This is a genomic window from Sphingobium sp. B7D2B (assembly GCF_025961895.1).
GTDB lineage: Bacteria > Pseudomonadota > Alphaproteobacteria > Sphingomonadales > Sphingomonadaceae > Sphingobium.
In genome coordinates this window covers 3175872-3197658 of sequence record NZ_JAOQOM010000001.1, presented here as the reverse complement: position 1 = coordinate 3197658, position 21787 = coordinate 3175872, and the positions used below count along the sequence as shown (strand labels likewise).

Here is a 21787-nt window from a genome sequence, read left to right as displayed (position 1 = left end):
CTCGGGTGGGAAGGACTGTGGCCATTATCCTCGAGTTAACCCAAATGGTCGAATGGTTAATGAAGGCGGGGCGTGGTCGCCTCAGCCTGCCACCACGATGTCCGCTAGAATGGCATCGAGCAGCAGCATTCCGGCCGGGGTGACGCGTAGGCGTTCACTGGTCTGCTTGAGCAAGCCATGGCCGGCCAGCTTTGCAATGGCCTGCTCGTCCACCAATGCTGATCGATCAAGCTCGGTGCGCTGGCTGAGGGCGGCCAGATCCACCCCCTCGGCAAGGCGCAGGCCCATCATCAGCGCTTCGGCCGCCTGTTCGCTGGCGGGGAGCACACGCTCCTCGGCGAGGCCATGGCCATTGCGGTCCAGCGCTGCCAACCAATTCTCGGGCTTGCGGTGACGCACGGTGGCCATGCCGTCGCGCCGACCATGCGCGCCGGGGCCAACGCCGGCATAATCGGCATAACGCCAGTAAGCGAAGTTGTGCCGGCTCTCCTGCCCCGGCGCGGCATGGTTGGAGACTTCATAGGCCGGGCGGCGGGCCGCCAGCGTCATGGCTTGTGTCAGCTCGAACAGCGTGGCGGCATGGTCCGCATCGGCGGGCACCAGCGTGCCCCGGCGCACGTCGGTTTCGAACCGCGTGCCGGGCTCGATGGTCAGTTGATAGAGCGAGAGATGGTCGGTGCCGAAGCTGAGCGCGCGGGCCAGTTCGCGCTCCCAGTCTGCCTCGCTCTGGCCGGGGCGCGCATAAATGAGGTCGAGGCTGACGCGCGGCACGCAAGCCTGCGCGGCCGCCAGCGCTTTGAGGCCTTCGTCCACGCCGTGCGCCCGCCCCAAAAAGCGCAAGGCATGATCGTCCAGTGCCTGCAGGCCCAGCGAAAGGCGGTTGACGCCGGCAGAGGCCACCTGCGCGAACCGCGCGGCCTCGGCGCTGTTCGGATTGGCCTCCATGGTGATCTCGATGTCGTCCGCGACCGCCCAGTAGCCGGTCGCCGCATCGATCAGGGCGGCCACCGTCTGGGGGGGCATCAGCGAGGGCGTGCCGCCGCCGAAGAAAATGCTGCCCAGCGTCCGCCCCGGCAGCAGCGCGGCTTCATGGGCCAGATCGGCCAGCAGCGCGGCGCGCCACGCTTCCTGATCCACCGTATCGCGGACATGGCTGTTGAAGTCGCAATAGGGGCATTTGGCCACGCAGAACGGCCAGTGGATATAGAGGGCAAGCGGCGCGGGAGAGGCCATGGCCGCCGCTATAGCGGACTGCGCGCCAAAGTCAGCCCATGGCGAATAAGACACGGCTCAATAGTTAAATATGAATTAACAATGATTTAACGCAATTTATTGGTGAAGAAAATGTTTTCCCAACCGTTCATACTGAGCTAGGTTCCACACCGGAACCGCAGGGGGGAACGGCGGACGCACATGGACGCGGGCAAAGGGCGAGAAGTGGTGCGACGGCGTATGCGGGCGGCGATGGGCCTGCTCGTGCTCTGCACCCTGACGCCGGCGCCCGTGCTGGCTGGCGATGCGCCTTCTGCTGCCATGCCGCGCGATGCGGCGCATTTCCGCGATATCATGCTGGGTGCTCACAATGGCGAACGCGCCGCGCGCGGCGTGCCGAAACTGGCGTGGAGCGATGAACTCGCAGCCGATGCGGCGCAGAGTGCTACCCGGCTGGCGCAGGAGCCGGACCCGATTGCGGCCCATCACAAATCCGGCGGCGCGGGCCACTATGGCGAGAATCTGTGGGCCGGCACCCGCGATGCCTATGCCTATGAGGAAATGGCGGAAAGCTGGCTGGAAGAGCGCGCGCTCTACCTGGATGCGCCGGTGCCGGATATTTCGCGCAGCGGCAATTGGGCGGATGTTGGCCATTATTCACAGATCATCTGGGCCGGCACGCGCCGCGTCGGCTGCGCGCTCCACCCCACGGCGACGCTGGACGTGCTGGTGTGCCGCTACGATCCGGCGGGCAATGTCTACGGGCACCGCGCGTCGGTCGATTACGCGGGGCGCTGAGCGCGGGGCGTCCTTTCAGAACAGCGCAGTGACCAGTTGCTCGAATGCGCGGGCGCGGTGGCTGACCGCCTGCTTGGCCTCGATGGACATCTCGCCAAAGGTCTGCGTCGCCCCGGTCGGCAGGAACACCGGATCATAGCCGAAGCCCTGCGCGCCGCGCGGCGGCCAGACGAGACTGCCGGCGACGCGGCCCTCGAATAAAACGGTCTCGCCATCCGGCCAGGCGAGGCAGAGCGTGCAGACGAAGGCCGCGCTGCGGTCCACCTGCGGGCCTTGCGCGCAGAGCAGGCCTTCGACCTTGCCCATCGCCATATACCAGTCGCGCCCGGGCTCGCCCTCGAACCATTGCCGCTCCGCCCAGTCGGCGGTGTAGACGCCGGGTCTTCCACCCAGCGCCGCCACATCGAGGCCGCTGTCATCGGCCAGCGCGGGCAGGCCGGAGGCGGTGGCGGAGGCGAGCGCCTTGAGGGCGGCGTTTTCCGCGAAGGTGGTGCCGGTCTCCTCCGGCTCGGGCAGGCCGAGCGATCCGGCAGACACCGGCGCCATGCCGTAAGGCCCGAGCAGCGCGCTGATCTCACGCACCTTGCCTTCATTGTGGCTCGCGATGACGAGCTTGCCGGGTGTGAGTTTGCGGTTCATTCAGCGCTCTCTTTCCGTTCGTGTCGAGCGAAGTCGAGACACGTCCAGCACAGTCCTTCCGTGTTTCGACTTCGCTCGACACGAACGGGAGGTAACTCACCGCCCCGTGGCGCGGTCCTGCGCGGCGAAGATCTGGGTGCAGCCGATGCGCGCAAGGCGCAGCAGCCGCAGCAGCGCTTCCTCGTCATAGGTCGCGCCTTCCGCCGTCGCCTGCGCCTCGGCAATGTTGCCGTTGGAGAGCAGCACGAAATTGGCGTCGGCATGGGCATTGCTGTCCTCGATATAATCGAGGTCGAGCACCGGATTGCCCTGATAGATGCCGCAAGAAACCGCCGCCACCTTGGCCTGGATCGGATCGGTGGTCAGCGCGCCGCTGGCGAGCAGCTTGTCGACCGCGATCCGCAGCGCCACCCAGGCGCCGGAGATGCTGGCGGTGCGGGTGCCGCCATCGGCCTGGATTACGTCGCAATCGAGCGTGATCTGCCGCTCGCCGAGTGCCTTGAGGTCCACCACCGCCCGGAGCGAGCGGCCGATCAGCCGCTGGATTTCCTGCGTGCGGCCGGACTGCTTGCCCTTGGCTGCCTCGCGTGACCCACGCGTGTGCGTGGCACGGGGGAGCATGCCATATTCCGCCGTCACCCAGCCTTCGCCCTTGCCGCGCAGAAACGGCGGCACCCGCTCTTCTACGCTCGCCGTGCAGAGCACCCGCGTATCGCCAAAGGAAACGAGACAGCTGCCTTCGGCATGAACGGTAAAGCCGGGTTCCATGGCGATCGTGCGCATTTCGTCGGGGGCGCGGCCGGATGGGCGCATAGATTGAGTGCCTTTCGGGTTGGGAAGATGGTGACCGGCTTTATCAGCACAGGACCAAGGCGCAAGGTCGTGCCTGCACCGGATCATGATGAATGCGCCGATTTCCGGTTCAGCGCCGCGCGAGCGGGCTGCTCGATGAAGACGAAGGTGAGGGTGGAGGCAAGCAGGATCATCGGGACACCGCCACCAATCAGGATCACGCGCGCCATTGCGTCCCCTATGTGCAGGCGTTCCGTGATGGGTGGGACAATCAGGCGCCACGGCCCCAGCAGAACGACGTGGGTGAGGTAAATGGAATAGGAGATTTCGCCCAGCCACTGAAAGAACGGTCGGGCCAGAAGTCTCGGCAACGCACCACGGTCGGGCCATGTTGCGGCGACCAGAAGGAAGAAGCCGGGGATCGCGATCACGTCGTTCAGCCCGGCGATCAGAGGCGCAGATATGAGCGCCAGGCCGATCAACTGGAGCAGTCCGAGGGTGCCGCTAGAGAGATGATCGAACGCTGATCTCTGCCAATACAGGATCATGCCGAGGGAAAAGCCGGCCAGACAGCGCGCGATGGCCAGGCCTTTGACAATATCGAGGTTCCCGCTCGTCAGCGCGACATAGGCATAGAATGCAGCGGAACCGGCAAGGTGCGCCGCGACACAATATTTCCCGCCGCGCGCCAAAAACAAGGCGAGGGCTGGGAAGAGCAGATAGGCAAAGGCTTCTGCGCTGATGGACCAGCTCGGGATGTTCCATCCGATCCGGCCGGTGAGGCCCCAGGCATTCAGAAGGAACAGTTGCTCCACGAAGTTCAGCAACGAGTCCCCGCGCCACAGGTCGGGGTCACCATAGTCCTTTCCGGCCATCGAACTCAGAGTCAGAATGCTCGTTTGGATGCCGGCCATCAGAAGGAGGCAGAAGAGGTGCAGCGGATAGATGCGCGCAAATCGCGCACGCCAGAAACGCTTTACCTCCGGCCATGGGAATGTGTGACGCGTTTCAGCCTGTGTTGAATAGGCAATAACGAAGCCCGAGAGGATGAAGAAGAGATCCACCCACAGATATCCCTTTGTGAAAAAGGGTGTGGATTGCTCCCAGCTGAACCGAAAGTCGGCGCCGAACTGCAGGTGATACAAGACCACGAGCAAAGCCGCGATCCCGCGAAGAGCAGTATGCGATTGGATGTGGCGGCGCTGCATGGAAAACCTGTGTGCGGAGTTGAATGTCTCTGAGACGGAAACAACCTTAAAATCAAGAAAAGAGGCCCGAAGACAGGACGCTTGGCCAGCGCCGCGCGCCGTCCTACATACAGGGCATGTCCGGCCCGCCCATCAACCTTTTGAGCGATCGCGCGCGCGATATCTTTCGCGTCGTCGTGGAATCCTACATCGGCACCGGGGCGCCGGTCGGCTCGCGCACGATCAGCCGGTTGAGCGGGCTCAATCTCTCGCCGGCGTCGATCCGCAATGTGATGCAGGATCTCGAGGAAGCGGGGTTGCTCGCTGCGCCGCACACCTCGGCGGGGCGGATGCCGACCGAATCCGGCCTGCGTCTGTTCGTGGACGCCATGATGCAGGTCGCCGAGCCCTCCGAGGACGAGAAGCGCGCCATCGAGCGGCAGCTGACCGGGGAAGGGCCGATCGAGGAAGCACTCAACGCCGCCTCGGCTCTGCTCTCGGGCCTGTCTGCCTGCGCCGGGCTGGTGATGGTTCCGCGCCGCGAGACGCTGCTCAAGCAGTTCGGTTTTGCCTGGCTTTCGGACCGGCAGGCGCTGGCCGTGCTGGTCGGGCAGGATGGCACCGTCGAGAACCGCATTGTCGATCTGCCGCCGGGCACGACGCCATCGATGCTCGTGGAAGCGGCCAATTATCTCTCCGCCCACGCCACCGGCCGCACGCTGAGCGAGGTGCAGGCCTGGCTCAGCGGACAGATCGAAGCGGAGGAAACGGCGCTTGATGAGGCTTCGCGCCATTTGGTCGCGCGGGGCGTGGCAGCGTGGAGTCGCGATACCGAGGACCGGCCCGTGCTCATCGTGCGCGGCCAAGCCAATCTGCTCGACGAGCAATCCGCTGCTGATCTCGAGCGCGTGCGCCAGTTGCTGGACGAGCTGGAGGGCAAGAGCGAGATCGCCCGCCTGCTGGACAGCGCTCGCGCCGGCGCCGCGACCAAGATCTTCATCGGCTCGGAGAACAAGCTCTTTTCCCTGAGCGGCTCTTCGGTCATAGCAGCGCCATATCGCGGACCCGGCGGGCAGGTGGTCGGCGTGGTCGGTGTGATCGGCCCAACCCGGTTGAACTATGCCCGCGTCGTCCCCATGGTGGACTTCACCGCACAGACCCTCAGCAGATTGATGAAATGACGGAAGACATGACTGACCAGACCAACAATGAGAATGAGACCCTGGCCGCTGACATCGCCGAGGGCGCGGGCGAGACGCTGAGCCGTGAGGAGATCGCCGCCGCGCGTATCGCCGCGCTGGAGGAAGAGCTGGCCAACGCCAAGCAGGAGACGCTCTACGCCGTCGCGGATACCCAGAATGTCCGTCGCCGGCTGGAGAAGGAACTGGCCGATACCCGCGCCTATGCCGCGACCGCCTTCGCCCGCGACATTCTTTCCGTGGCCGACAATCTCAGCCGCGCGCTGGAGGCCATTCCGGCCGAGCTGCGCGCGGACGAGAAGGTGAAAGGCCTGATCGCGGGCCTCGATGCCACCGGCAAGGAGATGGAGAGCGCGCTGCGCAAGCACGGCGTGGAGAAGTTCACCTCGGTGGGCGAGCCGCTCGATCCCAACAAGCATCAGGCGATGATCGAGATGCCCTCGGCAGAGGCTGCGCCCGGCACCATTGTGCAGGAGATGCAGGCCGGCTACATGATCAAGGATCGCCTGCTGCGCCCGGCTCTGGTCGGCGTGGCCAAGGCGGCGGAGTAACAGGCGTCATGCGCGGCGCGGCCATGGCGGTCCTGACCGGGCTGGTCGCGCTCGCCTTGCCGGTCGCGGCGCCGCTGGCGGCGCAGGCGCCTGTCGCGTCGCCCGCACCAAGTCCGGACGCGCTCTCGCAGGCCTTGCGGGATCATGGCAGCGGGGAGGTGGATGCCGGTGATCTGCGCGCCGTGACCTGCGCGGAAACCAGTGAGGCGCCCGGTGCCTTTGATTGCCAGTGGGAGCAGCGCCGGGACGGCAACTGGCATCCCTATACGAGCTGGCTGGCGCTGGTCGGCGCGCAATGGACCATGCTCGATGCGCCCATTCCGGTGCCGGATTTCAATCGCGGAAAGCTCAAGCCGCTGGCGCCCACTGCGCCTTGAGCGGCGGCGCCTCGGCTGGCGTCAATTCAGGCCGGGTCCGCGAGTAGCACCGCCGTGCCGGTGGCCGAGACCATCAGCATCGATCCGCCCGAGCCGAGCACTTCATAATCAAGGTCCACGCCGATGATCGCATTGCCACCGGCCGCGGCGGCGCGCTGGCGCATCTCCGCCATGGCTTCCTCGCGGGCGCGGCTCAGCACTTCCTCATAGGCGCCGGCCCGCCCGCCGACGATATCGCGCACGCTAGCAAAGAGATCGCGGAAGAGATTGGCACCCACGATCACTTCGCCCGTCACCACGCCGCAATAACGCTGCACCGTACGGCCATCGATATTGTTGGTGGTCGTGACGATCATCTCGGTCGGGGCATTGCCCCAGGGATTATCGGCCATCTCTCCGCTCCTCTCGCCGCGCGTGCGGCTTATTCCATGCCAAGGGCCGCCAGATAGGTCTGGAGGATTGCCTCCATCTCCTGGCGATCATGCGGCGGCAGCTTCCGTAGGCGGACGATTTGGCGCATGATCTTGACATCATAGCCTGTTGCCTTGGCTTCGCCATAGACATCCTTGATGTCGTCCGAGATGCCCTTCTTTTCTTCTTCGAGGCGCTCGATGCGCTCGATGAGAAGGCGCAACTGGTCGGCGGCGATGTTGTCGCTCATGTCTGCAAGGTCTCCGGATGGAATGTGTCAGAATCGAATGCGCGGTCCTAGCCAGCCGCTGCCCTTCCTGTCTAGGCATCGATCGCACCGGACGGCGTAGCCTTTGCGCAGGCGGCAGAAAAAATTTCCCGCCATGTCACAATCGCCGCCCGCTCACTCGTCATGCCTGTGCAAACCCGATGGACAGGAGACACGATCATGACCGCACGCCTCGATCCCTTCACCGCCGCGCCCGCGCTCATCAAGCAATGGATGGCGACCTCGCTCGCCATCAACGACAGCCTGGAGCCTGCGCTCGTGGAACTGGTGAAGGCCCGCGCTTCGCAGATCAACCAGTGCGCCAACTGCCTCAACATGCACACCGCCGAAGCCCGTGAAAAGGGCGAGAGCGAGCAGCGCCTCTACTTGCTCTCGGTGTGGCGCGAGGCGCCATGCTATAGCGCACGGGAGCGGGCCGCGCTGGCGTGGACCGAGGCGCTTACGCGTCTGTCGGAAGGGCATAGCGGAAAGGACGAAGCCTATGCACAGCTCGCGGCCCAGTTCAGCGAGGAAGAGCAGGTGAAGCTGACGCTGCTGATCAACATCATCAATGGCTGGAACCGCCTCGCGGTCGGCTTTAACCTGTGGATCGAAACGCCGGCGACCCGCAAGCTGGCGGCCTGATGCGCACGGGGCATCCCATGTCCGCTCATCAGCAGGAGGATGCAGCGATCAGCTTCGATCCGCTGCGTCCCCGGCTGGTGCGCGTCGCCTACCGGATGCTCGGTTCGGTGGCCGATGCCGAGGATGTGGTGCAGGAGGCGTTCATCCGCTGGATGCGGGTCGACCGTGCCGAAGTGCGCGAGCCGGAGGCGTTCCTCCGCCGCACGGTCACGCGGCTTTGCCTCGACCATATCAGGTCGGCGCGGGTCCAGCGGGAGCATTATGTCGGGCCGTGGCTTCCCGAACCGGTCATCGAGGAGGAGGATGAGCAGGAGGATGTGACCCTCCCGCTGATGCTCGCGCTGGAGCGGCTCTCACCCCTCGAGCGCGCGGCGTTCCTGCTGCATGATGTGTTCGGCGTCTCGTTCGAGGAAATCGCCGCCACCATCGATCGCGAGCCGGCGGCCTGTCGCCAGCTTGCCGCCCGGGCACGGGACCATGTGCGGCAGGCGCGGCCGCGCTTCGAGGTTGAGAAGCAGCGGGGTCTGGAGATCGCGAGCGCCTTCTTTGCGGCATCGCGCACGGGCGACATGACCGCTCTTGGGGCGATGCTGGCCGCCGATGTCAGCATGCAGGCCGATGGCGGCGGCAAGCGCTCCGCAGCGGTCGCCGCAGTTCTCGGGCGACGCAATGTGCTGCTGTTGCACAGGGCGCTGGCGGTGCTGTTCCGCAGGCATGGCTCGCAGCTTGTGCGCACGGCGCTCATCAATGGCCTGCCGGGTTTCGTGACGCGCGAGGCCGATGGCGAGTTGCAGACCACTGCCTTCGAGATCGAGGCGGGGCGCATCATGGGCATCTATGTGGTGCGCAATCCCGATAAACTACGGCACTTGCACTAGGCGGAATGCAGTGAGGGGGAAGCAGTGCTCCCCCCTCATCGGATCTCAATTTTATCGGGCTGGCCGGTCAGCCGGCGCGACCGGCACCGCTGCGGCGGCCGCCGCCGGGATTGCCTTGCGGACGGCCACCGCCGAAGTGGCGCGGACGCTGGCCGCCCGGCTTGCGGGCACGATCGCCCTCGGAGCGGGTGTCCGCCTGGCGCTGTTCGCCCGATGCCGTACCGTAGACCGGGCGCAGGCGCTTGGGCAGACGCTCGGCATCCATGGTCGCGGCCGGTTCGGGGCGCTGGGCCAGCGGGTCGAAGCCGGGGCGGTTCGGGGCGTGGCCATCATGATAGCGACCGCCGGGATTGCGCTGGCCGCTGCGCTGGGCGTCCTGCCCATCGCGAGGCGTGCGCGCCGGGCGGGCGGTCTGGCCGTCCCGCTCGCCACGGAAGGGGTGTTCACCGCGTTCACCGGCATTCCGGCGCTGGCCATCCTGACCGGGTGCGCGATCGAAGCGGGCTGGGCGCTCGCCGCGTCCCTCACTCCGTCCATCATGGCGCGGTGCGCCGGCGCCGGCTTCGCGACGGTCGTCGGACCGGCCGCGTTCCGGGCGATCACGGCGCTGCTGCGAGTCGGGGCGACGGCCCTGGCCCTGACCGCGTCCCTGACGGCGCCCATCGGCATCGCCGACGGCGTCCGCAACAGCAGCCTTGGAGGGCAGCGGCAGACGGCGGGCTTCTACCACGAAGTCCTCGGGCAGCGGCATCACCGCCAGCTTGACGCGGGTCAGCTTCTCGATGTCGCGCAGATAGGGCTTCTCGTCCGGCGCGACGAAGCTCATCGCAATACCATCGGCGCCGGCACGGGCCGTGCGGCCGATGCGGTGGACATATTGCTCGGCGACATTGGGCAGCTCGAAGTTGAAGACATGGCTCACGCCCGACACGTCGATGCCGCGCGCGGCAATGTCGGTCGCAACCAGCACCTGCACGCTCCCGGTGCGGAAGCCCTGCAAGGCAGCAGTGCGCTGGCCCTGGCTCTTGTTGCCGTGAATGGCCGCCGCGCTGATCTTGGCAGCGACGAGGTGCCGCGCCACGCGGTCCGCGCCATGCTTGGTGCGGGTGAAGACCAGTGCCCGGTCGAGCGCGCCGGACGCGATGGCATCGCGCAGGCGCAGGGTGAGCAGCGCCTGCTTCTCCTTCTGGTCGATGAAGGTCGCATATTGCTCCACGCGCTCGGCGGTGGTGGATTGCGGCGCGACCTCGACCTTGACCGGATCGTTGATGAAGCGCTTGCCCAGTTCCGCAATCGCCTGCGGCATGGTCGCGGAGAAGAACAGGCTCTGGCGCTCGGCCGGCAGCATCTTGGCGATCTGCGTGAGCGGCTTGATGAAGCCCAGGTCCATCATCTGGTCGGCCTCGTCGAGCACGAAGATCTCGACATTGCGCAGCGTCAGCGCGCGCTGGTCGATCAGGTCGAGCAGTCGGCCCGGCGTCGCGACGAGAATGTCGGTGCCCGGCACCAGCGCGCGGGCCTGCTTGCCCACCGGCACGCCGCCAAAGACGACCTGCACGTTGAGGCTGAGATACTTGGCATAGCCGCGCATATTCTCGGCGATCTGCGCCGCCAGCTCGCGGGTGGGCGAGAGCACCAGCATCCGGCAGGAGGCCGGTTTGCGGGGCTGGGGATTGTTGAACAGCCGGTGCAGCGAGGGCAGCGAGAAGGCTGCGGTCTTGCCGGTGCCGGTCTGCGCGATGCCGAGCAGGTCGCGGCCCTGCATCAGCGCCGGAATGGCCTGCTGCTGGATCGGCGTGGGGTCCGCATAACCCTTGGTCTCAAGGGCGCGGAGGATAGGCTCGGCAAGGCCAAGCTCATTGAAAAAAGACATGAATAGACTTTCGATATGACATGCGTCGCCCTCGCGTCTGTCGCGAGCGGGCGCAGCAGTGGTCTCCAAACGGGCGACCCTGCGTGAATAAGGAAGCTTGAGCGATTCTCGCATCCGTCCGTCCCGGCGGCCCTTGTGCAAGATGCGGGGCCTCACGCTGCGCGGGATTGCGCCGGATCACTAGTCCTGGCGCCGAATGCTGCGATGCACATAGAGGGCGTTTGCGGAAAAAGCAAGTATGCTCGCGTGGGCATGCGATTTCGGACGCGCAGCCGAGCCGGTCGTCGCCCTTGCCATGCCCTGCATTCGGCCTACTAATCAGCCTATGCCTCTTCATATCACTGTGCCCGAGCAGCCCTCCGAGGCCGACCGCAATGCCGTGTTCGCACCCTTGCTGGCCTATAACATCGCGCAAGCGGGGAATCCGAATATCCGCCCTATCGCCATTCTGCTGACCGACGAGCAGGGCGAGCGCGTGGGCGGCATCTGGGGCAAATGCTCCTATGACTGGATGTTCGTGGAGCTTCTCGCCATCGCGGCGGAGCATCGCGGCGGTGGCCACGGCAAGGCGCTGATGGCCGAGGCAGAGCGGGTGGCGCGGGCCCATGGCTGTGTCGGTATCTGGCTGGATACCTATGCCTTCCAGGCGCGCGGCTTTTACGAGAAGCTGGGCTTTAGCGTGTTCGGCAAGCTGGACGATCATCCCGTCGGCCAGCAGCGCTTCTTCCTGAGCAAGCGCCTCTGAGAGCAGCGCTCTATGTCCTCCCCGACCAGCGGCCGGGGAGGCACGATATGGATTTTAGCGCCCGGCGAGCACTTCGCCGATCTGCACGGCATTGAGCGCGGCGCCCTTGCGGAGGTTGTCGCCGACGACGAACATGGCGAGGCCATGCTCAACCGTGCGGTCCGGGCGCACGCGACCGACGAACACCGGGTCCGCGCCCGTCGCGTCGAGTGCGTTGGGCACATCGCTCACCACCACGCCCGGCGCCTTGCCGAGCAGCGCCAGCGCTGTCTCCGCATCGATCGGCCGCTCGAACTCGGCATTGATGGAGAGGCCGTGGCCGGTGAACACGGGCACGCGCACGCAGGTGCCGGAGACGGGCAGGCCGGGAATTTCGAGGATCTTGCGGCTCTCGTCGCGCAGCTTCAGCTCTTCCTCGGTATAGCCGTCCTCACCCAGCACATAATTGAGCGGCACGATGTTGTTGGTGATCGGCACCGCCCACTTCTCGGGCTGGGGCACGAAGTCGGCCTTGCCGTTGAAGGCGAGCGCGGCGCCCTTGTCGCCCACGGCAGCGATCTGGCGCGCCAGCACGTCGATGCCTTCCATGCCGCCACCGGAGACGGCCTGATAGGTCGCCACGATCAGGCGCTTGAGGCCGGCGGCCTCATGCAGCGGCTTGAGCACGGGCATGGCGGCCATGGTCGTGCAATTGGGGTTGGCGACGATGCCCTTGGGCAGGTTTGCCAGCGCATGCGGGTTCACTTCGGAGACGACGAGCGGCACGTCCGGGTCGGAACGCCAGGCCGAGCTGTTGTCGACCACGATGGCGCCGGCTGCGGCAACCTTGGGCGCCAGCGCCTTGCTGGTGGAGCCGCCCGCGGAGAAGAACACAATGTCGAGCCCGGCGAAGTCGGCGGTCGCGGCATCTTCCACCGTCACTTGCTGGCCCTTGAACTCGACCTGCGAGCCGGCCGAGCGGGCCGAGGCGAACAGACGCAGCGTGCCGACCGGGAAATCGCGCTCGGCGAGCAACTGGCGCATCATCGAGCCGACGAGGCCGGTGGCGCCGACCACGCCGACATTCAGGCGGGCATCGGGGGAAAAGCGGGCAACCATCTATACGTTCCTTCCTGTTGATTGAAGGACGCGGCGGTCAGGCTTTCGTCTGGAAAGTCGGCCCCGCGCACTTCGCGGGGCTTCCTGTCCGGCTGATCGTGGCTCTTTAGGCCGCGCGCATCCGAACCGCCCCGCTGATGCGGGTCGGTTTGGTAATAATCGGCTGAACGATCATCATGGACATGGCGCGCGCCTCTAGCGAGCGCGGCGCCGGCTGTAAATGACAAAGATGCCTGCTCTCGGGAGAAAGCAGGCATCGATGATGTTCAGATTTCGGAGTGGATCAGCGGCAGCGCACCTCGCCCCGGTCGATCGAGCGACCGAGCAGGCCACCACCAACGGCTCCGAGCAAGGTCCCAACCGTGCGATCGCCCTTCGTGTCGATCGCGCGGCCGGCGAGCGCGCCGACGCCGGCACCGATCAGCAGACCGGTCGTGCCGTCATTGCGCTTGCAGCGGTACCGGCCATCGTCGCCGCGCCATATGCGGTCGTTATGGGAAAGGGCGCGGCCATTGTCCCGGTCTTTCGCGCGCTTCCCGTGCGCGGGCGCCCAGTGCGGCGGATCGGCCATGGCCGGTGCCATGGGCATCGCAAACGCCATCAGCGCCGTGGCGAGCAGGATCTTCTTCATCGGACTCATCCTCGTAATATCAAACAAGCGACCGGCACGTATCGCGCCGGCTCGTGCTGAATAACGCCGCACAACCGCCCTTGTTCCGGCGGTATCATGACTCATCGCTTGGTCAGCCCGCCAGGGCGGCTCCGTGTCGCCAGCGTCCAATCAGCATGTCGAGCGCCAGGGCGGCCCCCAGCGTGAGGCCGGTTAGCGGCAGGCACAGGCCGATGGCGAGCATGATCGCCGCGACGCCGCGCGCCTTGCGGGGATCGGCGGGCCGGGCAGGCGCCTCCAGCCGGCCGTTCTTGCGGCGTTTCCACCAGAGCACGGGCGCGGTCAGGCACAGCAGCATCAGCGCGAGGCAGCCGAGCAGCATCAGTATACGGTTGATCTCGCCATATTGCTGGCCCTGATGGGTGGCGATGCCCCATTCGATCGCCCGCGCACCGATGCCGAAATGCGCAAAGCGGGCATCCTGCATCACCGCGCCGCTTGCCGGATCGATGTAGATAGCACGCGCATCCTGCGCCCGGCGTACGGTCTGCGAGATGAGATAGGGCGCGCCGTCCGCCATCGGCAGGGTGAGCGTCCAAGGGGCGGCGAGGCCGCGCTTGCCGGCGATCTCCGCAGCCCGGTCGACGCCGATGTCGTCGCTGCCGGATGCGGCGGGCGGCGCTGCCTCCTGCATCGACCAGGGCAGGCTCTGCTTCGCGCTCTCGTCATGGTCGTGGCCATCATGCGCGCGCGGCGCCGGCGCCTCCCAGGGATTGGGACCGGGCGCCATGGGACGGCCCAGCTCCGCACGGGCGACCCAGCCCTGCAACTGCTTGCCAGCAAAGCCGGACCAAGGCAGGCCGGTGATCGCCAGAAACAGGATCACCGCGCCGGCCAGCAATCCGGTCGAGGCATGCAGATCGCGCCAGAACAGGCGCCCGCGCGCCTGCCCGCGCAGACCGAGTACCGGGCTGCCGCGCCGGGGCCACCAGAGATAAAGCCCGCTCAGCACCAGCAGGATCGCCCAGCCCGCGACGATCTCCACCAGCGCATTGCCGACCGGTCCGGTGATGATGAGGCTGTGCAGATCGCGCACGGTCTGCATGATGCCGCCGGCCTGCGCGGTGCCGAGCAGCATGCCGCGATAGGGATCGACAAAGGCGAGCCGGCGCGTGCCGTCCGCGCCTTGCAGGGTCATGCGCCAGCTCTCTGTCGGCTCGGCAGGCCGCTGGATCTGGCTCACCTGCTGGCCGGATTCCCGCTCGACGGTGGCGATCATCTCGCTCAGCGGCTGGGGCGCATCCTTTGGCGTCACATGCGACCAGTCCGCATAGACCAGCCGCTCGATTTCCGGTTTGTAGAGATAGAGCGCCCCGGTCATCGCCATCCAGAGCAGTATCGGGAGGACGATCAGCCCGGCATAGAAATGCCAGCGCCAGACAGCCTGATAGAAGCCGCCGCCGGTCGTGGAGCGCGCGCTCATCGGCGGCCTCCGGCGGACAATGGCGCACGGACGAGGGGAGGGCGGCGCATGGCTGCGCAGCAGAAGAGCAATCGAGTCATGAAAGGGTCAGCCTTGACGGGCAGCGCGCGGGGGCGTGCCGAAATGGGATGTCGCGCGAGGCGACAGCGAGGGGAGCGTCAGGGCTGATGCGGCGGGCCGGTCTGCGGGGGCGGCGGCGCGGCCAGACCGCGTCCGATGCTCACGGCCGTGCTCGGGCTGAGGATGGGTACCGTCACTATCGTCACGGCGACCCGCGCGATCGCGGGCGGGATGCTGTCCAGCGAGGCGCCGATCCCGACAAAGGCGCAGGGCGCATCCGGGGCGGTGTTCTGCTTGTCCGGCTGCTTGCGGACGGTGCCGTCTGCATCGATCCAGCCGGTGACCATGCCGGCGCCAGTGCAGAGCACGACCGCGGGACCGTTTTGCACGGCGGGCATGAAACCGGCAGGCACCAGCAGCCGCGCGAGCAGCACAAGCGCCAGCCACGCGGCGATCAGGCCACGGGCTTGCCCGGTGCCGGTAACAGTGCTGGTATCAGTGCAGGTCAGGCGCGCGAGCATGTCCGCGCTTTACGGGATCGCGCGGCGTATGAGAAACGGCTTTTTAGGCTTGCCGTCGCTCAGTGATTGTTCTTCGCCACGCTGTCCTTCATCCGCGCGAGCTGCTCAGGCGTTGCCTCGGTCTGGTAGCGCGTCTTCCACTCATCCTGCGGCATGCCGTAGATAAGTTCGCGTGCAGCGGCCTTGCCCAGCGTGCCGTCGGCCTCGGCCACCCAGTCGGCCAGGCAGTTGCGGCAGAAGCCCGCCAGACCCATCAGATCGACATTCTGCGCATCGGTGCGGTGACGCAGATGGTGGACGAGCCGGCGAAAAGCTTCTGCCGCTGTCTTGTCATCGAGCGTGTCTATCGTCATTGCTTGCACCTTCATGTCCGGTTCCAACCTCGGGCCACGCCGGTGGCCGCCACGGCATTCGCCATGTGGGCAGAGAACGCACCGAAGCAAGAGGCCAAATGAAGAAGCTCACTCCCCGCACCCGCAAGGTCCGCATTCTGGCGACCCTCGGCCCTTCGAGCAGCAGCGAGGTGATGATCCGCAAGCTGTTCCTGGCCGGCGCCGATGCCTTCCGGCTGAACATGAGCCACGGCACGCACGACGTTCATGCCGCCAATGTCGCCATCATCCGGGGACTTGAAAAGGAATTCGGCCGCCCGACCACCATCCTCGCGGACCTTCAGGGACCGAAGCTGCGGATCGGCACCTTCGCGCAAGGCGCGGTCTTTTTGGAAAAGGGCGCCGCCTTCCGGCTGGATCGCGACCCCGCGCCCGGCGACAGCAGCCGCGTTACTTTGCCGCACCCGGAGATTTTCGCCGCCGCGCAGGAAGGGATGCGCCTGCTCATCGATGACGGCAAGCTTGTCCTGCGCGTGCGGGCGGTGCGCGACGATGTCATCGATACGCTGGTCGAGGTCGGCGGCTCGTTGTCCGAGCGCAAGGGCGTCAACGTGCCGGACGTCGTGCTGCCGATGGCGGCGATGACCGAGAAGGACCGGCGCGATCTCTCCTTCGCCATCGAGGCCGGCGTGGACTGGATCGCGCTCAGCTTCGTCCAGCGGCCCGATGACCTCGCCGAGGCGCGCAAGCTGATGGGTGGCTATGGCTATCTGCTCGCCAAGATCGAAAAGCCGGCCGCGCTTGGCCGACTGGAGGAAATCGTCGAGATGTCCGACGCGGTGATGGTCGCGCGGGGCGATCTGGGCGTGGAACTGCCGCCTTATGCCGTGCCTCCGCTGCAGAAGCAGATCGTGGAAAGCGCCCGGCGCTTGGGCAAGCCGGTTGTCGTCGCCACGCAGATGCTGGAATCGATGATCAAGGCGCCCACGCCGACCCGCGCCGAGGTGTCGGACGTCGCCACGGCGGTCTATGACGGCGCGGATGCAGTGATGCTCTCGGCGGAGACCGCGGCGGGCGACTGGCCGGAGGAAGCCGTGGCGATGATGGACAGCATCGCCCACAGCGTCGAGCATGATCCGGGCTATCTGGACCGGCTGCACTTCACCAAGACCATGCCGGACCCGACAACGTCGGACGCACTGGCCGGCGCCAGCCAGCACATCACCAACACGGTCTCGGCCAAGGTGATCGTGTGCTTCACCACCTCGGGCAGCACCGTGCGCCGCATCGCGCGCGAGCGGCCGGGCGCGCCGATTCTCGCGCTCACCCCGCGCATGGATACCGCGCGGCGCATGGGCCTCATGTGGGGCGTCCATGCCGTGCGCACCAAGGATATCGGCAGCTTTGAGGAAATGATCGGCAAGGCCAAGCGCATGGCCATGCGCCACGGCTTTGCGGGGGCAGGCGACAAGATCATCGTGCTCGCCGGTGTCCCCTTCGGTACGCCGGGGTCCACCAATGTGCTCCATGTCGCGACCATTCGGGGCGACGAGCTGCGCACCCACCGCGAGGAGTGAGGCGCTCCGGGCGCGCCTTCTGCACCTAACCCCCGTCATTCCGCGAACGCGGGAATCCAGCTGCAATGCTGCTCGTCAACGCGAGGCCGAACTGGATTCCCGCGTTCGCGGGAATGACGAAGGGTGAGGGCGAGCCGGCGACGTCGTCCTGCCCCTCAGTTCTTCACGGCGCCCTGCAATTGCGGCGGCAGCGGTGGGCGCTCTGGATTGTCGCCATCGCGCCATGGGATCACGCCGTGGCTGGTGCGCGTCTTGATCTTCCAGGCGCCGTTCTCGCGCACGAAATGATCGACATAGCGCCCGGCCAGCGTGGTCGCGGGGCGGCCCTCGCCGTCGGCGGTGTAGAACATGTAGCGGGAGCGGGCGATGGCGGTGTCGCCGGTCACGTCGATCACCTCGGTGGTGACGAGGTGGAAGCTGCGCTTATTGACGAAGCCCGCTTCCGGCTTGCCCAGCTTCTCCTCAAGCAGCTTCTGGATCGCCGCCGGCCCGGTGGCGCTGCCCAGCCCGCCGGACCAAGTCCCGTCGCTGGCGAAAAGCCCGGCATAGCCGGCATAATCGCGCGCATCGAGATATTCGCCATAAGCAATGATCGCGCGGCGGATCGCCTCGCGGTCCTCCAGCATCTGCACGCGCTGGGCGAGCGCTCTGTCAGGAGCGCCACCCTGCTGCGCCATCGCCACACTGGGCGCGATCAGCGCCAGAGCCAGCGCTGCCCGCAACAACCGGCTCATGGCAACATGTCCAGCTTGCGGCTCTCGATCGTCCACGCAGGATCGCTGCACAGCTTGCAATCATCCCCGACGAACCACGCTCGCCCCGCCTTGTCGCCGCGCAATTGCCAGTCCAGCCACGCCACCACTGCCTGCGCCGCGCGTCCGCCATTTGGCTCGGCATAGGTGCCAGCGTGTGTCACGTCGGTGTTGATCACGGCGGAGGGGACGTGGGTCAGCCGCGCATAATCGTCCATGCCATTGGGGTAGGCGATGTCCGTCTTGCCGCCGAGCACATAGAGGGTTGGCTTGTCGATCTTCTGGAGCAGGCTCTTCTGCGCAGACATCTCGCCCGAGCCGCCCGGGACCGGACCGTTCATGATGCCGCTGTTCATGATGACGAAGGTGCTGACGCGCTTGTCGCCCGCATATTTGAGCGCCTGAATGCCGCCGCAGGAATAGCCAGAGGCCGCGACATGCGCAGTGTCGATCTTGCCCTTGAACGGGCTGCCCGCGCGACCATTCTCGGCTGCGGCCCAGTCGATGGCCTGCCCGAGCTGCTGGTAGCGCGTCTTGTCTCGATGCTGCTCCCAGCTTTGCGGCGTGACGGTCACGCCCGGGCCGCTGTAGATGCCGCCCGGCGCGATGACGAGATAGCCATGGGAGGCGACCTCCAGCAAATGCTGGCGTGATGAGGCGCCGTCTTCGGTGCAGGCACCGTTGCCGAATATATAGACCGGCATCTTGCGAGCGCCGAGTGCACTCAGATCGGCGGGCTGATAGACGACGAAGCCGGGGAAATTCTCATATTGCCGCTTGATGGCCTTGTACGGTCCGGTGCCCGTGCTGTCTGGCGCCCGGCTTTCTTCCATCATCTGGACGGCGGCCTGTGCGGCGAGATCGGCGCCGACTTCCGGCGGCGGCGCGGAACTCGGCTGGGCCTGGAGGGCCGCCGGGACGGTCATCGCCAGCAGGGACAGAAGGAATGCGCTCGAACCGGTCCGCCAATATGTCATGCCACTCTCCCAATTTATCATTCTGCTGTCGCCCAAGCGACAAAGAGGAGAGGGTTGCCCCTCTCCTCCTCTTTCTATCGGATCAATCTGTGTTGCGCACCGCTTGATCAGAACTTGCGGCGCACGGTCACGGCCCACTGGCGCGGCAGGCCGGGCTGAGCCGTCGCATACCAGGCGTTCGTGAACTTGTTGAGGTAGACCAGCTTGTCGAACAGGTTGGTCACTTCCAGCGCGACCGACCAGTCCTTGTCCACTGTCTCATAGGTCAAGCGGGCATTGGCCAGCGTGTAGCTGTCCACGATGGCGATCGGCGTGCAGAGGAAGTCGCCGCAATAGCCGTCCGTATAGGAGACGTCGATGCGCGGCGTCAGCGTGCCAACATTACCCAGATCAGCCTGATACTGCGCGCCCAGGCTCCACTTCCACTTGCCCACGCCGGGCCGGCTCGCGCCGACGACGATGGAGGTCGTGGGATAGTTGATGGAGGTGAACTTGAAGTCGGTGAGGCTGAGCGAACCGTCGATGGTGAAACCCTCGACCGGGCGCAGCGTGGTTTCCAGCTCGAAGCCGTTCACGCGGGCATCGCCGATATTCAGATACTGGCCGCACAGGCCGGGTACGCCGCCCTGGTTGACCGGGAGCGGATTGTTGTTGGAGTCGAGGCAGACCTGCGGAATGCCCTGATAGTCGGTATAGTCCATGCGGAAGCCGCTGGCGTTGATCCGCAGCAGCCGGTCGAACAGGTCCGCCTTGATACCGATTTCATAGGACTTCAGCTTTTCCGCGCCGAACGGCCGGATCTGCTGGAAGCTGTACGGACGGGGTGCCACGCCGCCGCCCTTGAAGCCGGTCGCGAACTGCGCATAGGCCATGATGTCGGGCGTGATCTTGTAGGAGAGCGCCGCACGATAGTCGGTCAGCGTTTCCTTGTAGGTACCCACTTGGCCGGTCAGCGGATTGGTGGCGTTGCTGAGCGGCAGATAGTCGCCGACCCCATTGGGGTTGAGGCGGTTGTAGAGATAGTCCTTCTTCTCGTGGCTCACGCGGATGCCGGCTTCCAGCGTCAGGGCCGGCGTGATGTTCCACGCAACGTTACCGAAGCCGGCATAGGTGCGCAGGCTGGCTGTATCGTCGTTGATGAACGAGAAGGTCGGCTTGGCGATCACGCACGCCGGGAGCGCGCCACCGCAGGGGGAAACGGCATATTCGCCGAAGCCCGAGAACGGCGTGTGGATGCGGGCGTTATAGCGCGTGTCTGCATCATAATAGAAACCGCCGATGGTGAAGGAGATCGCATCGTCCAGCACCTTGCCCGAGAGGCGCAGTTCCTGGCTGAACTGCTTGTGCGAGAAGTCGCTGTAGACGCCGCCGATGAAGGCAATCGGCGAGTTGTCGTTGTCGTCCGAGCTGCGCGAATCATATTTGCGGTAGCCGGTGATCGACTTGAGCGCGAGATTGTCGCCCAGCGTGTAGTTGATCTCGGCGGACACGCCCCAGCCTTTCACACCGCTCAGGGGTTCGGCATAGGTTGGGCCATTGGGCGCGCCGGCCGTGCCGGGGCCACCCGCAGACGCCGTCGTCGCCGCGCGATAGGTCACGCCCGGATCGTAGAAGTTGGCGTAGGTCGCATAGGGATCGTTCAGCACCGCGCCGGCGCGACGATACTGGCCGTAGGTCACGAAGCGGTTGTCGAACGGCGCGCCCTGATAGGGAATGCTGTTATTTTGCCGCCCAGTCAGCTCGGCGCTGGCGATGAGCACGGAGGCCTGCGTCGTGGAGGTGTCGTGGGTGTAATCGCCCGACAGGTTGATCTCCAGCGGGCTGCCGACCGGCGCAATGCGCAAGGATCCGCGCACGGCGTACATGCTCTGGCCGCCCAGCGTGCCGAGCTTGCAATTGCCGCCCGATGCCAGGCTGGGGATCGCCGCGCCGCCCGGCTGCACCACGCTGGTGCCCGGCTGCACATAGGGATCGTTGGGATTGAGGCAGGCATAATCGTAGCGCGTGACATGGCCATCGCGGTTGCGTGACACGCCAGTGATGCGGGCGAACACGGCATCGGGCACCACGGTGAAGTCGGCGCTCGCCTTGATGTCGCGGCGGTTGAGCGAGCCGGCGGTCAGTTCGACATAGCCGCCTCGGCCTTCGGGCTTGCGCGAGTAGAGCTTCACCGCGCCGCCCAGCGAGTTCATGCCGGCCAGCGTGCCCTGGGGGCCGCGCAGCACTTCGACGCGCTCGAGGTCGGTCAGGTCGAAGGCCGAGGCCGTGACGGTGCCGAAATAGATATCGTCGACATAGATACCCACGCCTGGCTCGACCGAGGGGCTGGCATCGCCCTGGCCGACGCCACGGATGTAGGCGCGCATCGAGTTGCCCGAGCCCGAGGGGTTCTGCTGTAGGATGACGTTCGGTGCCTGCGCGGTGATGTCGGTCAGGCGCGTCTGGCTGCGTGCTTCGAGCTGGTCGCCGCTGATGGCGGTGATTGCCAGCGGAATGTCCTGCACATTCTGCGCACGCATCTGCGCGGTGACGATGATGTCGTCGACATTGCCCTCGGCGGCGCCCTGCGGCGCGGCGGTCTGGGCAGTTGCCGGCATTGCGAGCATCAGCGCGCCGGACAACATGGTCCCGGCGCTCAGCGCCATGCGCGACACGGTGCGTGCGCGGTTATGACGAACTTTGTTCATTGGTGAATCTCCCCTCCTCTTCGCTTTGCCGGTCGTTTCTTCGTCCCCGCGCGAGCCGCCTGCCCGCCTCTGTCAGGCGGAAAGGTCGGGCGGCTGTCGCCGATGAGACGCAATG

22 protein-coding genes and 1 pseudogene are annotated in these 21787 nt (G+C 66.1%); 8 read left to right on the top strand and 15 right to left on the bottom strand.

Going from position 1 to position 21787, the window contains the following annotated elements; genetic code table 11:
• Nucleotides 1–81: 81 nt before the first annotated feature.
• Nucleotides 82–1233, bottom strand: a complete 1152-nt coding sequence (gene hemW / locus M2341_RS14790; protein ID WP_264585751.1) for a radical SAM family heme chaperone HemW — start codon at nt 1231–1233, stop codon at nt 82–84.
• 180 nt (nt 1234–1413) lie between these two features.
• On the opposite strand from hemW, the gene M2341_RS14785 reads away from it, so the two are divergent.
• A complete protein-coding gene (locus tag M2341_RS14785) occupies nt 1414–2010 on the top strand; it encodes a CAP domain-containing protein (RefSeq protein ID WP_264585750.1) in 597 nt (198 codons plus the stop codon).
• A gap of 15 nt (nt 2011–2025) precedes the next feature.
• Here M2341_RS14785 and rdgB read toward each other — a convergent pair whose 3' ends face one another.
• The 3 genes from rdgB to M2341_RS14770 form a co-directional block, all read right to left on the bottom strand.
• Nucleotides 2026–2649 carry an RdgB/HAM1 family non-canonical purine NTP pyrophosphatase gene (gene rdgB, locus M2341_RS14780; protein WP_264585749.1) on the bottom strand — a complete coding sequence of 208 codons (624 nt, stop codon included), beginning with the start codon at nt 2647–2649 and terminating at the stop codon, nt 2026–2028.
• A gap of 96 nt (nt 2650–2745) precedes the next feature.
• Complete coding sequence (rph, locus tag M2341_RS14775) at nt 2746–3462, bottom strand: ribonuclease PH (RefSeq protein ID WP_264585748.1); 717 nt, start codon at nt 3460–3462, stop codon at nt 2746–2748.
• 83 nt (nt 3463–3545) lie between these two features.
• Complete coding sequence (locus M2341_RS14770; protein WP_264585747.1) at nt 3546–4649, bottom strand: acyltransferase family protein; 1104 nt, start codon at nt 4647–4649, stop codon at nt 3546–3548.
• Nucleotides 4650–4765: 116 nt separating this feature from the next.
• On the opposite strand from M2341_RS14770, the gene hrcA reads away from it, so the two are divergent.
• The 3 genes from hrcA to M2341_RS14755 are packed head-to-tail and all read left to right on the top strand — an operon-like array spanning nt 4766 to nt 6755.
• Nucleotides 4766–5809 carry a heat-inducible transcriptional repressor HrcA gene (gene hrcA, locus M2341_RS14765; RefSeq protein ID WP_264572305.1) on the top strand — a complete coding sequence of 348 codons (1044 nt, stop codon included), beginning with the start codon at nt 4766–4768 and terminating at the stop codon, nt 5807–5809.
• An 8-nt stretch (nt 5810–5817) separates the two neighbouring features.
• Nucleotides 5818–6378 (top strand): nucleotide exchange factor GrpE, encoded by a 561-nt coding sequence (gene grpE, locus M2341_RS14760; RefSeq protein ID WP_413715579.1) that lies wholly within the window; start codon nt 5818–5820, stop codon nt 6376–6378.
• Nucleotides 6379–6386: 8 nt separating this feature from the next.
• Nucleotides 6387–6755, top strand: coding sequence for a hypothetical protein (locus M2341_RS14755; protein ID WP_264585746.1), 369 nt, complete (start codon nt 6387–6389; stop codon nt 6753–6755).
• A gap of 26 nt (nt 6756–6781) precedes the next feature.
• Here M2341_RS14755 and M2341_RS14750 read toward each other — a convergent pair whose 3' ends face one another.
• Both M2341_RS14750 and M2341_RS14745 read right to left on the bottom strand, forming a co-directional pair.
• Nucleotides 6782–7111, bottom strand: a complete 330-nt coding sequence (locus M2341_RS14750; protein ID WP_181561513.1) for a heavy metal-binding domain-containing protein — start codon at nt 7109–7111, stop codon at nt 6782–6784.
• A 65-nt stretch (nt 7112–7176) separates the two neighbouring features.
• On the bottom strand, nt 7177–7416 hold the full coding sequence (locus M2341_RS14745) for a DUF2312 domain-containing protein (protein WP_181560613.1): 240 nt from the start codon (nt 7414–7416) through the stop codon (nt 7177–7179).
• Between the two features lie 198 nt (nt 7417–7614).
• Between M2341_RS14745 and M2341_RS14740 the strand changes: the two genes are divergently transcribed.
• Entirely contained in the window at nt 7615–8079 is a 465-nt protein-coding gene (locus M2341_RS14740) for a carboxymuconolactone decarboxylase family protein (protein ID WP_264585745.1), read from the top strand.
• A 17-nt stretch (nt 8080–8096) separates the two neighbouring features.
• On the top strand, nt 8097–8957 hold the full coding sequence (locus M2341_RS14735; RefSeq protein ID WP_264585744.1) for a sigma-70 family RNA polymerase sigma factor: 861 nt from the start codon (nt 8097–8099) through the stop codon (nt 8955–8957).
• 448 nt (nt 8958–9405) lie between these two features.
• On the opposite strand, the pseudogene M2341_RS14730 reads toward M2341_RS14735, so the two are convergent.
• Nucleotides 9406–10830, bottom strand: a pseudogene (locus M2341_RS14730) (DEAD/DEAH box helicase); the annotation flags it as partial.
• Nucleotides 10831–11155: 325 nt separating this feature from the next.
• Here M2341_RS14730 and M2341_RS14725 point away from each other — a divergent pair.
• The gene (locus M2341_RS14725; protein WP_181560609.1) at nt 11156–11575 is read left to right on the top strand and encodes a GNAT family N-acetyltransferase; all 420 of its coding nucleotides are present in this window, start codon (nt 11156–11158) and stop codon (nt 11573–11575) included.
• 54 nt (nt 11576–11629) lie between these two features.
• Here M2341_RS14725 and M2341_RS14720 read toward each other — a convergent pair whose 3' ends face one another.
• The 5 genes from M2341_RS14720 to M2341_RS14700 form a co-directional block, all read right to left on the bottom strand.
• On the bottom strand, nt 11630–12673 hold the full coding sequence (locus M2341_RS14720) for an aspartate-semialdehyde dehydrogenase (protein WP_181560608.1): 1044 nt from the start codon (nt 12671–12673) through the stop codon (nt 11630–11632).
• A 283-nt stretch (nt 12674–12956) separates the two neighbouring features.
• The gene (locus M2341_RS14715) at nt 12957–13304 is read right to left on the bottom strand and encodes a glycine zipper 2TM domain-containing protein (RefSeq protein WP_181560607.1); all 348 of its coding nucleotides are present in this window, start codon (nt 13302–13304) and stop codon (nt 12957–12959) included.
• A 112-nt stretch (nt 13305–13416) separates the two neighbouring features.
• On the bottom strand, nt 13417–14766 hold the full coding sequence (locus M2341_RS14710; RefSeq protein WP_264585743.1) for a PepSY-associated TM helix domain-containing protein: 1350 nt from the start codon (nt 14764–14766) through the stop codon (nt 13417–13419).
• A gap of 158 nt (nt 14767–14924) precedes the next feature.
• Nucleotides 14925–15347: a hypothetical protein gene (locus tag M2341_RS14705; RefSeq protein ID WP_264585742.1), complete on the bottom strand. Its 423-nt coding sequence runs from the start codon at nt 15345–15347 to the stop codon at nt 14925–14927.
• A 59-nt stretch (nt 15348–15406) separates the two neighbouring features.
• Nucleotides 15407–15700, bottom strand: coding sequence for a DUF1244 domain-containing protein (locus tag M2341_RS14700; protein ID WP_264573589.1), 294 nt, complete (start codon nt 15698–15700; stop codon nt 15407–15409).
• A 98-nt stretch (nt 15701–15798) separates the two neighbouring features.
• Between M2341_RS14700 and pyk the strand changes: the two genes are divergently transcribed.
• A complete protein-coding gene (pyk, locus tag M2341_RS14695; RefSeq protein WP_264571276.1) occupies nt 15799–17256 on the top strand; it encodes a pyruvate kinase in 1458 nt (485 codons plus the stop codon).
• Nucleotides 17257–17411: 155 nt separating this feature from the next.
• Here the strand turns inward: pyk and M2341_RS14690 are convergent, their stop codons facing one another.
• The 3 genes from M2341_RS14690 to M2341_RS14680 form a co-directional block, all read right to left on the bottom strand.
• The gene (locus tag M2341_RS14690) at nt 17412–17990 is read right to left on the bottom strand and encodes a nuclear transport factor 2 family protein (RefSeq protein ID WP_264585741.1); all 579 of its coding nucleotides are present in this window, start codon (nt 17988–17990) and stop codon (nt 17412–17414) included.
• Nucleotides 17987–18985 (bottom strand): hypothetical protein, encoded by a 999-nt coding sequence (locus tag M2341_RS14685; RefSeq protein WP_264585740.1) that lies wholly within the window; start codon nt 18983–18985, stop codon nt 17987–17989. Before M2341_RS14685 ends, M2341_RS14690 begins: the two co-directional genes overlap by 4 nt.
• A gap of 107 nt (nt 18986–19092) precedes the next feature.
• On the bottom strand, nt 19093–21672 hold the full coding sequence (locus M2341_RS14680) for a TonB-dependent receptor (protein ID WP_264585739.1): 2580 nt from the start codon (nt 21670–21672) through the stop codon (nt 19093–19095).
• Nucleotides 21673–21787 lie beyond the last annotated feature (115 nt).

What these genes read in the sequence shown, in the direction of transcription:
- grpE (WP_413715579.1), top strand. Translation starts at nt 5,818, where the DNA reads ATGACTGACCAGACCAACAATGAGAATGAGACCCTGGCCGCTGACATC.
- M2341_RS14685 (WP_264585740.1), bottom strand. Translation starts at nt 18,985, where the DNA reads ATGACATATTGGCGGACCGGTTCGAGCGCATTCCTTCTGTCCCTGCTG.
- M2341_RS14715 (WP_181560607.1), bottom strand. Translation starts at nt 13,304, where the DNA reads ATGAAGAAGATCCTGCTCGCCACGGCGCTGATGGCGTTTGCGATGCCC.
- hrcA (WP_264572305.1), top strand. Translation starts at nt 4,766, where the DNA reads ATGTCCGGCCCGCCCATCAACCTTTTGAGCGATCGCGCGCGCGATATC.
- M2341_RS14705 (WP_264585742.1), bottom strand. Translation starts at nt 15,347, where the DNA reads ATGCTCGCGCGCCTGACCTGCACTGATACCAGCACTGTTACCGGCACC.
- M2341_RS14755 (WP_264585746.1), top strand. Translation starts at nt 6,387, where the DNA reads ATGCGCGGCGCGGCCATGGCGGTCCTGACCGGGCTGGTCGCGCTCGCC.
- pyk (WP_264571276.1), top strand. Translation starts at nt 15,799, where the DNA reads ATGAAGAAGCTCACTCCCCGCACCCGCAAGGTCCGCATTCTGGCGACC.
- M2341_RS14710 (WP_264585743.1), bottom strand. Translation starts at nt 14,766, where the DNA reads ATGAGCGCGCGCTCCACGACCGGCGGCGGCTTCTATCAGGCTGTCTGG.
- M2341_RS14745 (WP_181560613.1), bottom strand. Translation starts at nt 7,416, where the DNA reads ATGAGCGACAACATCGCCGCCGACCAGTTGCGCCTTCTCATCGAGCGC.
- M2341_RS14700 (WP_264573589.1), bottom strand. Translation starts at nt 15,700, where the DNA reads ATGACGATAGACACGCTCGATGACAAGACAGCGGCAGAAGCTTTTCGC.
- rph (WP_264585748.1), bottom strand. Translation starts at nt 3,462, where the DNA reads ATGCGCCCATCCGGCCGCGCCCCCGACGAAATGCGCACGATCGCCATG.
- M2341_RS14770 (WP_264585747.1), bottom strand. Translation starts at nt 4,649, where the DNA reads ATGCAGCGCCGCCACATCCAATCGCATACTGCTCTTCGCGGGATCGCG.
- M2341_RS14720 (WP_181560608.1), bottom strand. Translation starts at nt 12,673, where the DNA reads ATGGTTGCCCGCTTTTCCCCCGATGCCCGCCTGAATGTCGGCGTGGTC.
- M2341_RS14750 (WP_181561513.1), bottom strand. Translation starts at nt 7,111, where the DNA reads ATGATCGTCACGACCACCAACAATATCGATGGCCGTACGGTGCAGCGT.
- hemW (WP_264585751.1), bottom strand. Translation starts at nt 1,233, where the DNA reads ATGGCCTCTCCCGCGCCGCTTGCCCTCTATATCCACTGGCCGTTCTGC.
- M2341_RS14785 (WP_264585750.1), top strand. Translation starts at nt 1,414, where the DNA reads ATGGACGCGGGCAAAGGGCGAGAAGTGGTGCGACGGCGTATGCGGGCG.
- M2341_RS14735 (WP_264585744.1), top strand. Translation starts at nt 8,097, where the DNA reads ATGTCCGCTCATCAGCAGGAGGATGCAGCGATCAGCTTCGATCCGCTG.
- M2341_RS14725 (WP_181560609.1), top strand. Translation starts at nt 11,156, where the DNA reads ATGCCTCTTCATATCACTGTGCCCGAGCAGCCCTCCGAGGCCGACCGC.
- M2341_RS14690 (WP_264585741.1), bottom strand. Translation starts at nt 17,990, where the DNA reads ATGAGCCGGTTGTTGCGGGCAGCGCTGGCTCTGGCGCTGATCGCGCCC.
- M2341_RS14740 (WP_264585745.1), top strand. Translation starts at nt 7,615, where the DNA reads ATGACCGCACGCCTCGATCCCTTCACCGCCGCGCCCGCGCTCATCAAG.
- rdgB (WP_264585749.1), bottom strand. Translation starts at nt 2,649, where the DNA reads ATGAACCGCAAACTCACACCCGGCAAGCTCGTCATCGCGAGCCACAAT.
- M2341_RS14680 (WP_264585739.1), bottom strand. Translation starts at nt 21,672, where the DNA reads ATGAACAAAGTTCGTCATAACCGCGCACGCACCGTGTCGCGCATGGCG.